At 50.9% G+C, this 13,440-nt stretch carries 9 protein-coding genes and 7 pseudogenes; 6 read left to right on the top strand and 10 right to left on the bottom strand.

What is annotated here, in order from left to right:
• Positions 1 to 40: 40 nt before the first annotated feature.
• The 5 genes and pseudogenes from ACMZI0_RS16415 (at position 41) to ACMZI0_RS16435 (ending at position 3,291) form a co-directional block, all read left to right on the top strand.
• The gene (locus ACMZI0_RS16415) at positions 41 to 370 is read left to right on the top strand and encodes an MFS transporter (RefSeq protein ID WP_415673764.1); all 330 of its coding nucleotides are present in this window, start codon (positions 41 to 43) and stop codon (positions 368 to 370) included.
• A 157-nt stretch (positions 371 to 527) separates the two neighbouring features.
• On the top strand, positions 528 to 692 hold the full coding sequence (locus ACMZI0_RS16420) for a hypothetical protein (RefSeq protein ID WP_415673765.1): 165 nt from the start codon (positions 528 to 530) through the stop codon (positions 690 to 692).
• A complete protein-coding gene (locus ACMZI0_RS16425) occupies positions 692 to 1,069 on the top strand; it encodes a hypothetical protein (protein ID WP_415673766.1) in 378 nt (125 codons plus the stop codon). The genes ACMZI0_RS16420 and ACMZI0_RS16425 overlap by 1 nt, the downstream gene beginning before the upstream one ends.
• A 276-nt stretch (positions 1,070 to 1,345) precedes the next feature.
• Positions 1,346 to 1,867: a 1,2-dihydroxy-3-keto-5-methylthiopentene dioxygenase gene (locus tag ACMZI0_RS16430; protein ID WP_415673767.1), complete on the top strand. Its 522-nt coding sequence runs from the start codon at positions 1,346 to 1,348 to the stop codon at positions 1,865 to 1,867.
• A 247-nt stretch (positions 1,868 to 2,114) separates the two neighbouring features.
• Positions 2,115 to 3,291 (top strand): annotated as a pseudogene (locus ACMZI0_RS16435) (nucleotide sugar dehydrogenase).
• Here the strand turns inward: ACMZI0_RS16435 and nhaA are convergent.
• The 7 genes and pseudogenes from nhaA to ACMZI0_RS16470 all read right to left on the bottom strand — a co-directional run bounded on the left by nhaA (position 3,288) and on the right by ACMZI0_RS16470 (position 9,086).
• Entirely contained in the window at positions 3,288 to 4,655 is a 1,368-nt protein-coding gene (gene nhaA / locus ACMZI0_RS16440) for a Na+/H+ antiporter NhaA (protein ID WP_415673768.1), read from the bottom strand. The pseudogene ACMZI0_RS16435 and the gene nhaA overlap by 4 nt on opposite strands.
• A gap of 136 nt (positions 4,656 to 4,791) precedes the next feature.
• Positions 4,792 to 5,790: pseudogene (locus tag ACMZI0_RS16445) on the bottom strand (ATP-binding protein); the annotation flags it as partial.
• The gene (locus tag ACMZI0_RS16450; protein ID WP_415673785.1) at positions 5,732 to 6,037 is read right to left on the bottom strand and encodes a potassium-transporting ATPase subunit C; all 306 of its coding nucleotides are present in this window, start codon (positions 6,035 to 6,037) and stop codon (positions 5,732 to 5,734) included. The pseudogene ACMZI0_RS16445 and the gene ACMZI0_RS16450, both read right to left, overlap by 59 nt.
• A pseudogene (locus ACMZI0_RS16455) lies at positions 6,026 to 6,958 on the bottom strand (HAD-IC family P-type ATPase); the annotation flags it as partial. The pseudogene ACMZI0_RS16455 and the gene ACMZI0_RS16450, both read right to left, overlap by 12 nt.
• A 15-nt stretch (positions 6,959 to 6,973) precedes the next feature.
• A pseudogene (kdpA, locus tag ACMZI0_RS16460) lies at positions 6,974 to 8,272 on the bottom strand (potassium-transporting ATPase subunit KdpA); the annotation flags it as partial.
• Positions 8,273 to 8,469: 197 nt separating this feature from the next.
• Entirely contained in the window at positions 8,470 to 8,763 is a 294-nt protein-coding gene (locus ACMZI0_RS16465; protein WP_415673769.1) for a YciI family protein, read from the bottom strand.
• A gap of 112 nt (positions 8,764 to 8,875) precedes the next feature.
• Positions 8,876 to 9,086 (bottom strand): annotated as a pseudogene (locus ACMZI0_RS16470) (helix-turn-helix domain-containing protein).
• 107 nt (positions 9,087 to 9,193) lie between these two features.
• Between ACMZI0_RS16470 and ACMZI0_RS16475 the strand changes: the two are divergent.
• Complete coding sequence (locus tag ACMZI0_RS16475) at positions 9,194 to 9,466, top strand: helix-turn-helix domain-containing protein (protein ID WP_415673786.1); 273 nt, start codon at positions 9,194 to 9,196, stop codon at positions 9,464 to 9,466.
• 254 nt (positions 9,467 to 9,720) lie between these two features.
• On the opposite strand, the pseudogene ACMZI0_RS16480 reads toward ACMZI0_RS16475, so the two are convergent.
• The 3 genes and pseudogenes from ACMZI0_RS16480 to ACMZI0_RS16490 form a co-directional block, all read right to left on the bottom strand.
• Positions 9,721 to 11,219, bottom strand: a pseudogene (locus ACMZI0_RS16480) (ISNCY family transposase).
• Positions 11,220 to 11,863: 644 nt separating this feature from the next.
• Positions 11,864 to 12,504, bottom strand: a pseudogene (locus ACMZI0_RS16485) (CatA-like O-acetyltransferase, family 1).
• A 140-nt stretch (positions 12,505 to 12,644) separates the two neighbouring features.
• Positions 12,645 to 13,076: an outer membrane protein gene (locus ACMZI0_RS16490; protein ID WP_415673770.1), complete on the bottom strand. Its 432-nt coding sequence runs from the start codon at positions 13,074 to 13,076 to the stop codon at positions 12,645 to 12,647.
• Positions 13,077 to 13,440: the final 364 nt, after the last annotated feature.

Consider the following 13,440-nt stretch of genomic DNA (forward strand, 5'->3'; position numbering starts at 1 on the left):
GTTAACGCACAATCTTAGCTTTTATATCACAGGACATGCCATGACGGTTATCAGCAATACCGTGATACGCGCCACAACCCGGTGCGATATATTCACTCTCGCGTTACATAGCGTCACGCTGATCGCTTTTATGGCGGCCTCCAGCGTGCCAACGCCGATCTATCGACTCTATCAGCACGATTGGGGATTTTCCGCGACGCTGCTTACCGTCATCTTCGCGGCCTATGCCTTTGCCCTACTGTGCGCCCTGCTGATCGCTGGCCGTCTTTCCGACCACGTGGGTCGACGTCCGGTGATTGCCGCTGCTCTGCTGCTCAATATCATCTCCATGCTCTTTGTTTCCTCTTTGCATCGTATCCCTATGGGCTGATCGTCTCCCTATGGGCTGATCGTCGCGCGCATCGTGCAGGGCTTTGCTACCGGTTTGGCAACCGCAGCTGTGGGTGCGCCGCTCTGCTGGATGTGCATCCCGAACGCGGATCGCTGGTCAACAGCATTGCCCCCTGACTGGCATGGCCGCGGGTGCCATGCTGAGTTGCGCTCTGCTGGCTTATCAACTCGTACCGCTACACAGCAGCTATCTGCTGCTGTTGATCGGCCTTGCGCGCACGCCGGAAACCGGCATACGCCGCAGCAGCGCCTGGGCCAGCCTGCGCCCCAGCATCGCGGTACCACCGCAGGTTAGCGTGTGATGCCGGGCAACGTTGCGGTGTGGATGGTGGGCGGGTTCTACCTCTCCCTGATGCCATCGTTGCTGGCGCAGAACACGCCTGCCGTTTCCCCATGGCTAAGCGGAATATCCGTCGCCGCCCTGACGCTGAGCGGTGCCGTTGCGATTCTGCTGGCACGGCGCACCGCTGCCACACCCACACTGCGCGTGGGTGCACTCTGTCTGATTGTCGGTATGACGCTGATGCTGCTCTCTGTCCATCGCGCCAGCACAGGCTGGCTGCTGGCGGGGGCGTGTATTACTGGGCTAGGGTTTGGCATGGCATTCCTCGGCGCGTTACGCAGCGTACTTCCGCTGGCAAAGCCGCAGGAGCGTGCAGGTCTCACCGCCGTGTTCTAAAGCTATTTAGCAAACAGCGTGCCCGCCATCATCGCAGGCTATCTGACACAGCATCTGGGATTGATCGCCACCACTTATGTATACGGGTGGCGTGATTCTCACTCTGGCAACGCTGGCGATCAGGTTAACGTTCATCACCCTGTTAACCAAAGAGAAATAAAATTAACAAAATCATAGTATTAAAAAACCTGACAGCATAAGTTATAAAGAATTCGTCTTGCGATTTATCCCTGTAAAGAGAATGGTTATGGTCTACCTCTTTTGCGGAGAACGCCCATGACCACATTATCCATATTTCATCTGCCGCACACGGCGCAGCCCGCTGAGCAACTGGCCACCTTTGACGATATCGCCGAGCTGCTGGCAGGTGCGGGTATCCAACTGGAGCGTTGGGAGATTGGCTCACTCCCCGCAACAGCAGATAGCGACACGCTACTCAGCCATTTTCAGCAGGATATCGACCGGCTCAAGTTGCAAGAGGGTTACACCGCCGCCGATGTGATCCGCATTACGCCGGATCACCCCGATAAACAGGCGCTGAGAGAGAAGTTTTTGCAGGAACATACCCACAGCGAAGATGAAGTACGCTTTTTTGTCACGGATAGCGGCACGTCCTTCGTTCCACTGGGTGACAAGTTGTTTCGTTTAACCTGCGAAGCGGGTGACCTGCTGCGCGTTCCGGCCAATACCCGCCACTGGTTTGACTGCGGCGCACAACCGGACTTTACCGCCATCCGCATTTTCACCAATCCGACAGGCTGGGTGGGGCATTTTACGGGGCGAGAAACGTTTTATTAATGACCTTGTGACAGCATATTCTCTGACAGGTAATGCCTTCCTTCTGATTATAAAACCTAACGTCATCGCACAAATTGCGGTGACGTTTCCTGATAGCCACAACCCGCCATTTACCCTATTGCTAGTAAAACCCCATCCGACGAACCTGATATGACGTAACGAGCACAGTGTCGTTTGGGTAATGTTTAAAATTCATGCATGCGCTCTCTCTATACTGTCCCCGGATTTTTCAGGTGGATTTAACATGATGAAATGTACTATCGCGGGCACCGGTTACGTCGGGTTGTCGAATGCAGTGCTATTGGCCCAACATAATCAGGTGGTCGCTCTCGACGTTGTCGAACAGAGAGTGGCGCTCTTGAACCAGAACGTGTCGCCCATTGTGGATAAAGACATTGACCGTTTTCTCAAGGAAAAAGCTCAATCTGGTGGCCACCACGGACAAACAGCTGGCCTATCAGGATGCGGATATCGTGATTATCGCGACCCCCACCAACTACGATCCCATCACCAATGCGTTCGATACCCAGTTGATTGAATCCGTGGTGCAGGATGTATTGTCCATCAATCCCGATGCGCTTATCGTGATAAAATCCACCGTTCCCGTGGGCTACACCCTGCAACTGCGGCGCACCTTTGCCACGGATAACATTATTTTCTCCCCCATTTTCTCCCCCGAATTTCCGCGCGAGGGAAAAGCGCTGCACGACAATCTCTACCCTTCACGCATTGTGATTGGGGAACGCTCGCCGCGCGCGGCGCGTTTTGCTGCGTTACTACTGCAAGGAGCGATAAAGAAGATGGTGCCGGTGCTTTACACCGATGCAACGGAAGCAGAGGCCATTAAGCTGTTTGCCAATACCTATCTCGCCATGCGCGTCGCCTATTTCAACGAACTCGATAGTTATGCGCAGATGCACACGCTGGATAGCAAACAAATTATTGAGGGTGTCGGGTTAGATCCACGTATTGGCTCGCATTATAACAACCCTTCATTTGGTTATGGCGGCTACTGCCTGCCCAAAGACACCAAGCAGCTGCTGGCCAATTATGCCAAAGTGCCTAACCGGTTGATTTGCGCCATCGTGGAGGCTAATCGCGCGCGCAAAGATTTCATTGCTGATGACATTCTCAAACATAATCCCAGCGTGGTTGGCATTTATCGCCTGGTGATGAAAACGGGCTCAGATAACTACCGCGCCTCGGCAATTCAAGGCATCATGAAACGTATCAAGGCCAAAGGTATTGGCGTGGTGGTCTATGAGCCCGTGCTGACGGAAGCCACATTTTTCCGCTCGCCGGTGATAAACGATCCGACCACGTTCAAGAACAAGGCCGATTTGATCATTTCAAACCGGATGGCGCCGGAGTTGGAGGATGTCGCGGATAAAGTCTATACCCGCGACCTGTTTGGTTCGGATTAAGCCTGCGCGCCAGCCTGCAGCACACGGCGGCTGCGCGCGTAATATCGGCCCCACAGCAAGCCCAGCGTGGCAGCAATTAATGAGCCCAACAATACGCCTAGCTTGGCCACCCCCAGCAGTTGCGTATCGTCGAAGGCCAGCATGGCGATGAAGATCGACATGGTAAAGCCGATACCGGCCAATAGCCCGATCAAAAACACACCGCGCCAGGAAACATCGGGCGGCAATTGGCATCCGCCAAAACGCACCATCAGCCAACTGACACCGACTACGCCCAGCAATTTACCTGCAACCAGCGCCAGCGTAACGCCCAGCATCACCCCATGTGGCCCCGCGCCAGATAAATCGATCCCATTAACGCTCACCCCAGCGTTCGCCAGGGCGAACAATGGCATCACGCCATAAGCCACCCAAGGATGCAATACCATCTGCACACGAGTGACAGGCGGCAGCACTTCGCGCTGAGCATGACGTAACTGTTTAAGCGGTGTCGCCAACTGCTCCGCGGCTTGCGTATCGTGTTTATGCCGCAGGTCATGCACAAGATAAGAAAGGCGCTCCAAGGGACGCTCCTTCATCACACGCACAGAGGCCACGGGTGTTATCAACCCTAAGACCACGCCGGCCAGCGTCGGATGTGCTCCGGTGAGCAAAAAACCTAACCACATGAGGACGCCGGGAATGACATAGGCCCACGCCGACCCGATGCCAATCTTCTGTAGCCCTAACACCAGCAACACGCCCACAAGCACTGGGATCAAGCCGTTATATTCAAGCCCACCGGAGTAGAAAAACGCGATAATCAAGACGGCGATAATGTCATCGATAATGGCTAACGCCAGCAAAAAAACCCGTACATTGCCGGGGATGCCTTTACCCAACAGCGCCAGTACCCCCACAGCAAACGCGATATCCGTTGCCGTCGGCACCGCCCAGCCTTGTTGCTGCAACGGCGCGCTGTTCATGCTCAGATAAATCAACGCGGGCACAATTACACCGCCAACCGCTGCTGCGATCGGCAGTACCGCTTGCCTCAGGCTGCTCAGCGCGCCTTCATGAATTTCGCGACGGATCTCCATGCCCACAACGAGAAAGAACAGCGTCATAAAGGCGTCGTTAATCCAGAAATGCAAAGAGTGCTGGATTTCCGTGTCGCCAATGCTGAAGGAGAGCGGCAGATGCCACAGCGCATGGTAGCTTTCCGCCCACGGTGAATTGGCCCAAATCAATGCAGCAGCAGCAGACACAAGCAGCACGATGCCGCTTACCGCTTCAATATGGAGAAAACGTTCAAGGGTGGCGAACGCACGTTCCGCCAAACGCTGAGCACGAGGAATGCCCTGCGGGGACAGGTGTTGATTCATGGTTGTCATCACTCCGCGTGGCGGCCCGACCAACGCACAAACCTGTCTCACCACAACATGTGGCTAACACCCACCCCCTTTTTACCGACAATATTGGATGAGTTCAAGTATTTTACATTGATTTACAAGCTATTTATTAGGAAGATTCCACCATCGCAGGCACTGGCGACAGAGGAAGCTGCACGGTAAAACAGGCTCCCCCTTCTGGGCGGTTAGCCGCACCGATCTCCCCTTTGTGAAGCATAACAATCGCGCGACAAATCGCTAATCCCATCCCGACACCAGGAATGGCAGACTCCTCATTACCACGGGTGAATTTCTCAAAAATATGCTGTTCGCTGCCTGATGCAATGCCAGGGCCATCATTCCATACGTCGATCCCGATTTTCCCCGGTAACACGCGTGCCTGAATACCTATCGCACGCTCTCTGCCCGCATATTTCAACGCATTTTCCAGCAAGTTCGCGAACACGCGCTCCAGCAGTGCGCCATCGGCCTGAAGCAGCACCATTTCCGACGGAAGATCCAACTGCACCGCCTGTGCGGGCAGGAGCGGCTCGAGGGATTTCAGCGCACCCCCAATGACTTCATCCAGCGCGACCCAGTCCGTGTGTAAGCGGAATCCTTCTTCTTCAATGCGCACCATATCCAGCATATTGTTCACCAAACGAATGGTACTCCGCGTTTGAAGACGAATGGCACCGTCTTGCGGCGCATGCGGCGATCCTTCCGTGGAAAGATCGAGTAGCAGGATCTCCACCTGACCAAACAGTACCGTCAACGGTGTGCGTAAATCGTGAGAAAGTGTGGCCAGCAAGGAATTGCGTAGCTCTTCCCGCTCCGCCACCAGACGAGACTGCTGCTCACGCCACGTCAGCGCCAGACGCAGCAGCGCACCGGCAATCAGCATCACAAACGTCTCCAGCAGCCGCTGCTGCTCGGGGATCAACAGGTGGCGCAGATTGCTTGACTCAATAATCAGCAATCCTAGCGTGCCCTCGGAGGAAATTAACGGCAGCACTTTATAAGGCACACAGGGCAGCGTATCCGTCCCTGCGCCAGCCACATGCCCTTTCTCAAAGCTCCATTTGACGATGATCCAATGCCGGATTGCTGGGTGCCAGGTTGCTGCCAGAGGATGCCAGCGCATTATAGGGTGAGTCGGCTGTCGCCGATGGCCGTCCCTGAAAATAATCTGGACGGGTAAAAGACTGACCAATTAAGGCCGAACCGCGTACCTTGCCTTCCGGCATCACCAGCGAGCCGTTAGCTTGCACGGGAAACCACCACTGCGCCAATCCCGTTGTCAGCAACGGATAGCCCGCCCCAACGATCAGTGTCAGCAGGATAAAAAGCGAAATTGCAGGACGTAACACATCCACATCGCCAGCGGCTTCCACCGCACGCCCACTGGTGGCGATCACATTGGCACCCAGCATACAGCTCATCCCCGCAATACCAATCGCCGAGAGCAATGCGCCAATGGTAGTCGGAATCAAACACACCAGCAGCGCCACCAGCACCGTAATGCTGACCGGCGTACCGCCCCAGGCAGAAAACGGATACAGCGTCGCCGTCGCCAGCAAAAACACAATCGTGAGTGAAATCAGCAGAATGGTCAGTGCCACCTCGTTCAGCGTTTTGCGCCGTTTGGCCCCTTCCACTATGGCGATCATGCGATCCAAGAAAGTTTCACCGGGATTGACGCTGCACTGAATCACCAGCCAGTCAGAGAGAATGCGCGTGCCCCCGGTTGCTGAGGCAAAATCACCACCCGCCTCACGAATCACCGGCGCAGACTCCCCGGTAATGGCACTTTCATACACGGAAGCGCCCCCGGCCAGCACTTCGCCGTCACACGGGATAATGTCACCCGCATCCACCCGCACATAATCCCCTTTGCGTAAGCTGTCTGCGGCAACCTTTTGCTGGGCGGATTCAGGCTCGGGACCAGACAGTTTTTTCGCCCAATTGGTGTGCGTAATGCCTTTTAAACTCTCGGCCTGCGCCTTACTGCGCCCTTCCGCCAGCGCTTCGGCAAAATTGGCGAACAACACGGTGAACCATAACCACAGGCTGATTGCGGCAGTGAAACCCAGTTGTCCCTCAATCCGGCCTAGCGCCATGCCAAATGCCAAATGCCAAATGCCAAATGCCAACAGCGTGGTGAGAATACTGCCCAGATACACCACAAACATCACCGGGTTACGGTATTGCACGCTGGGGATAAGTTTTGTAAATGATTCAGCCAACGCGGCACGCCACAGTGTGCCGCGTTGCGAAGATGCGATTTGATGTGTCATAGAATTCTCCGGCGATTAGCGAGCCAGTAACTGCAAATGTTCGATAACAGGCCCCAGCGCCAGCGCAGGGAATAAACGTCAGTGCGCCAATCAGCAACACGGTGCCGATAATCAGCGCGACAAACAGTGCGCCGTGAGTCGGCAAGGTGCCGGAGCTGGCAGGCTGGGTCTTGCGCGCCGCCAGTGAGCCGGCAATCGCCAGTAGCGGGATAAAGGGGGCAAAGCGTCCAATCAACATCGCAGCGCCCAGCAGCAGGTTCCAGAACGGCGTATTGGCAGAAAGCCCGGCAAACGCGCTACCGTTGTTGTTGGCAGCAGAAGAAAGCGCATAGAGCACTTCACTAAACCCGTGCGGTCCAGGGTTAAAAATTCCGGCACGCCGATTTTCTTCCCCAGATATTCCGGCGTGCGACCAATCATCAATCCGGCAATAAACACCGCCAACAGCACGTTCATCAGCATGCCGTACAGCCCCGAGCCAACACCGCCAAACACCACTTCACCCAGTAGCATCAACCACAGCGGAATCATGCCCCCCAACGCAGTAAAGGAGTCATGCATGGCGTTGACCGCCCCGCACGATGCCGCCGTAGTGATCACGGCAAACAAGCTGGAATTGAGAATGCCGAAGCGGCTCTCTTTCCCTTCCCAGTTCATCGCGCTGTCAGCACCAAGCATCGTCAAATTCGGGTTGCCGTTCACTTCCGCCACCATGACCAAGGCAGCCGCAACCACAAACATCAGCGTCATGGCCCATAGAATGGTTCGTCCCTGTGCCCGATCGCGCACCGTTTCGCCAAAGGTGAAACACAGCGCGGCCGGAATCAGGAAAATCGCCAGCATTTGCACAAAATTGGTCAACGCGGTTGGGTTTTCGAACGGGTGTGCTGAGTTAGCATTGAAGAAGCCACCGCCGTTGGTGCCCAGCATCTTGATCGCTTCCTGCGAAGCCACCGGACCCATCGGCAGCGTCTGCTGTGCGCCTTCGAGCGTGGTTAGCGTCAGGTACGGGTTAACATTCTGAATCACCCCCTGACTTACCAGAAACAGTGCCATCAGTAACGACAACGGCAGCAGCACAAACAGCGTGATGCGTGTCAGATCGCGCCTGACATTGCCCAGTGCGTCGGTGCTCTGGCGGGCAAAGCCGCGCATCAGCGCAAACAGCACCGCAATCCCGGTGGCAGCCGATAAGAAACTCTGTACCGCAAGACCCACCATCTGGCTGAAATAGCTCAGGGTGGATTCCCCGGCTTAGGATTGCCAGTTGGTGTTACTGACAAAACTGATTGCCGTATTCAGCGCTAAATGCCAGCACGATGCCGATCATCAATCCCACATTCACGGTTTATCTCCCCGCGTTTATTGAATGTGGCTCGAGTGTAAGAAGTGAGGAATAAAAATGTCGTTAATATCTAAGACGGGGGTGTAAAAAAGATATAAAAATGCAGAAGTGATAACCGGCTCAATCAGCATTGCATCGCAGAGCCGGCCGTTTTAATACGGGAGAATTACAGCAGCCCTTGCAAGGGAAGCGCCGTCATACTGGCATCAAACGGGATGATGTTAGCGCTGGCAAGCCCCAGTTTCTGGAACGGATCCTGGCTAAGGCGTGCCTGCAACTGCTCAAGGCTGTCGCTCTTTGCCAGAATGACCCCGCCAGCACGCGGAATCCGGCGGCCCGAGGCGAGAAAAACGCCGTCGGCATAGCCCTGTTTCAGCCATTCGACATGAGCGGGAATCTGTTCATCAATCGCCTCAAGAGGTCGCACATACGTCAGTACCACTACATAAATTACACTCATTGTAAATTCCATGTATTGCGGAAAGAATAACGTAACGCTACTCCTTGAGCAGGGAGGCGTGAAGCGCTTTTTGACAGGAGAATAGAGGCGTATGCGGTTTCCTCGGCGCTGGCTAATAGCGCGAAGACCAAATCTCTTCAGGACGTTTATTCAACACGTTGGCAATCAGTCGTTCGCCTTTCGGCCAGCGTCGCACCAGTGCGTTTGCGTTTGCCAGTGTTGATGACGCTAATCCCGCCTCTCGGGAAAGCGCTGACAGAGTTGTGCCACGCTTTTTCAAACCCGCAATGTATATCTGCCGGATGCCAGTCCTTACCGTCCATTACCATCCCCCTGATGTTATCATGTCCAAATGTTCAGTATATCTAAACAACGGCGATGTTAAGTAATGCTAAACACTAAGTCAATATCGATTATCGATGGTGCCATGATGCTACCTGCTCACCTTAAATCCGCCCGCCTGCATGCCAAGTTGACTCAGGAAAAACTGGGAGTACTCGCTGGCATCGAAGAAGCGACCGCACGTTCGCGTGTCTCTCAGTATGAAAGCGACACATATCGCCCCACATTCGAGATGATGTGCGCCTTTGCCCGCGTACTTGGTGTACCTGAAAGCTACTTTTACACCGTCGATGATGACTTTGCAGAACGCATTCTGAAGTTGTATGAAAGCGACGTCATACAGCAAAAAAAGAATAAATAGTACAGCGCATCGAAGCGCGCAAAACAAGGGATGGAATCATGATGCAATTAGCCAACAGGACAAGAATTTTTTTGATAGCAAGGGCGTGCCAAACGCAGTAAAAGCTGGGTAATCAATCCCGACTCAACCACTGGAAAGGAGAAGAGATAACTTGTACTAATGTGATTACCAAGGGATACTGACGGTATAATTACCAGGCGATTTTGACGCAACCAGATTACCAACTCCTCATTGCTCTATCAATCAAACGGCCATCAGGCCGTTTGTTGTATTGATTTTGCTCTGGCGACGCGTAAAGCTGTCGTGTTCATGTTTTGGCGAAGCCAGATACTGCGAACGCCCCCGGGACTGATATCCATACCGTACTCAGCCTTCACTTTTAGGGCGACTTTTTGTTGACCCAGATGAGGATACTCGATAGAGAATTGCACAACCGTATTCTCAATGCTAAGCTCTGTGCAGTTTTTATGCTTCAAATTAGGCGTTTCTTGCCGTTTAAGTGCGTTGATCCCACCTTCTTTAAGAAGTCGCCTGTGGCGGTAAATTGTATCGCGGGATACGCCGCTTAGACGTGATGCTTCAGCGACATTACCCAGCTTGTCGGCCAGGGCCAGTACGTCGAGTTTTTTCTGAACGTCAGTCTCTTCCATTGACGCTTTAACAGGCTCTGTCACTTCTGATACCTGTAATTGTCTGCCTGCGAAGTAGGCTTTGAAGTACTTATATTTACTGGTTCGGATTTCGATTTTCTGATTGGCGATAGAATGCCTGAGCGGTGACTCGATGAAGTAGAATTTGTTGCCGTAGCTGAACGTATGGTCGTTACGGATCTTGCGGAAAACCTTGGTGATGCAGATATCATCAAGGTTAGTGTGCCTGGACAACGGGGTATATTCAGAGGCAGGTGCTCTTGCTTTGACCGTCAGTTTTTTGCGCCAGAACTGCGGTATAAACACATGTTGAAGGTAGCTGTTGGCACCCAATATTGTGCAGTCTCAGCTCCGGTATAGGCCGGTCTTGTAAGGTATCGAAGGCACGTTCAATACGCCCTTTGCCCTGTGGTGAGCTGGCAAAGATGATTTCGATACCCAATTCCTCACAAGCCCGCTGCATCTGGGAGAAGTTGCAACGTTTGGGGCCACCAAAGATACCTGCCTGGTCAACGCACAATGTCTTAAAAACTAATATTTATAAATGACTTATCGCATGACCTTCAGGCAGCCTGCGGTGGTTTCTGACGGGAAGAATTCAGCGTGAATATCGCTATTGGCATCATCAATCATCGCAATCAGACAGGATTTGTTATTGCCGAACCAACGGTGAGTACTGCCGTCCATTTGCAGCATCAACCCCGGCGCTTCCATTCGCTCCCTGCGTTTGTGAACCCGGTTTCGCCTGCGCTTTGCGCGTCTTACATGATGAATATCGTGTGCCCATTTTCTCAATGTCTCACGCTTCACGACGATGTGTTCATTGGCTTCCAGCATTTCAGCGAGATGCAGCAAATTCAGGTCATAGTATTCGCCTGAATCTGTATCTTTAATGTATCCGGCGTTTTATTCGCTGGTTCACTCCCGGTGTTGCCATGAACAATAAACTGGAGCCCCTTTTCTCGATAACGCTGGAGATAGCGTTCAATGGTACGTCTGGATTTATTGAGGAGCTTAGCGGCATTAACAATGGTGATTTTACGCTCAGCCACTTTTGTAATGACATCCACGGTCAATTGAGCTTTGGAGTTCAACGTGATCATCCTTAGCGTTCCTCAAATGTACAAAAAACACTCAAAGAACACGGTAATCAATTAACCGTCAATTTCCCTTGGTAATTAGCGACTACGACAGAATCGCGTGGTAATTAAAGTACAACAAAATCGCTTGGTGTTAACAATATAACTTGTACTAATCTCCATATTTGACCGACACTTTTGCTGGTCTGAACGAAACCTATTCTGACAGTCAGCGATGTGCCAGAAGATGTCTATAAATCGAACAGATGAGTAATACAACCGGCCATGCTGAGACAATAAAATTTGTTCACTAAATGCATTCTGAATAATGAAGGTTATGCACTCATCAGCTCATTTTCATGGAATTTCAGTTAATTCTCCGGGAAAATTGAGCAATTAATTTCGGCTTGCAACCGTAGTTAATAACTTACAGAGCAAACAGGTACACGCAACTGGCGGTGAATCAAGTCGATTTAACGCCACCAGACTGACTCAAATATCAATGATTTTCCCTGTAGAGCGGCGTTCCTTAAAAGAGCGATACTTTAATCGGGCGTTCTTGAAAAGTATCGCGCCGTTTCTGGAAATCCCGTTCTTCTTCAGCGCATTTTGGTTGCGTCAACAGCGTGAGGGTCTCAGGAAAGTCCCGCACATACTGTCTTTTGTCTTTAATTCAATTCTTTCCACAGCAAATCGGGATTATTAAACTGTTCTTGTACGCAGGCATAAAATCGACTGGCGTGTAGACCATCGACAAGAGCATGATTGAATTTACCTGCGACAGGAATGATTCCATCTTTGAATTTCCCCCACGCCAGCGTTGGCACAGAGGTACCAAAATGGTGCTCAGCATGGGTGATCGACGTAAAATGCAACCAGGGAAGACAGCTTGCGCAGATAAAATTATCGCTCTTAAGGATTAGGGGGAAGGTTCATCACTAACAGCATTTTCGATCTTTTTAGCGATTTGCGCCGAAAATTCAGTAAAGCGAGAGCAATTTTCTCCCATCACTTGTCGGAAGCCCTCTTGTTTCGTCAGGATAGGCGTCATTATATCAATATGAGAGTACTGAACGACCTTATCACCAATAACCATTTGTTTTAACTCTGAAACTTAATTTTCGGCACGCAGTAAACTATAGAGCGTTAGTTGAAAAAATGAAACCTTTTGATCCTTAGCTCATTCGTACAATCGATTTGCTTCTAAAGGAACACAAAGATTGAAACAGGGATTAGAGAAACCTTGATAAAAATCAAAATGGTTTTTTCTATGCCAACTATTTTTATTGATAACGAAAAATTCAGACATTTAAAATGGCTCGTTTAGAGAATTAAAAAAGAGCAGGGAAGCGTAAGGGGAAAGTTTACAGGCAACGCGTTTAACTTATATTGCCAATCTATTGATATCAATCGGCAATATAAGTTATTTATTATGAATAAACATGAAAATTAGAAGCTATAACCTACACCAATATTAAATCCATTAACAGGAACATTTCTGCTACTCTCCCCGTCTTTGAATTTGTATCGACTATATTCATAGCCCGCTTTCACTGAAAAACTGTCAGTAACGTTTGCTATGACACCCAATCCCAGTCCCATTGCATGTTTATTCATTTTTTGCATTTCATATTCATTCTCATTGTAACTCTCATATTTACCACTCATATTTGTGAAACCAACCAAAGCATAGGTAGTGAAAATTTTATTAATAGAATAGGTTGGCCCTACCATTACAGAGTAGTAATCAGTCTTTGAACGCTCGTGGCTTTTATTTATGTAGTCATCTTTGTTTTCAGTTGAGCGAGCAAAGGTAAGTGACCCCATCGCCCCCCACTTGTCATCAAATCTTGTGACCATAGGAGATATTAAGACCGCCAAGACGCATTTCGTCTTTAGGTTTTAAGTCCGCATAGCCAAGATAAATACTGTCGTCATTCGCGTGAGCCAGCATACTAATTGACAGGATTGATAGAAGAGAGAGTGGTGCTTTTTTGAAAAATTTCATAGTATTACCAAATAATTACGTTAGGTCTTTGTTAGTGATTAGGAATTTTTGTGAGCTGGAGTGTTACAATTACAATACTAAACAATTTATAAACAACGCTGTTTCTTTGTTATTTAAGCGCAATGTTTTCAATTTGTTTTGAAGTGGAATCAGTCAGTGGCATTGTTGGGTAACCGTTGCAAACATAAGGATAAATAAGCGTCTTAGCTTATGGTAAAGACTTGCATTTTAGCTACT

Source organism: Symbiopectobacterium sp. (assembly GCF_047692315.1).
GTDB lineage: Bacteria > Pseudomonadota > Gammaproteobacteria > Enterobacterales > Enterobacteriaceae > Symbiopectobacterium.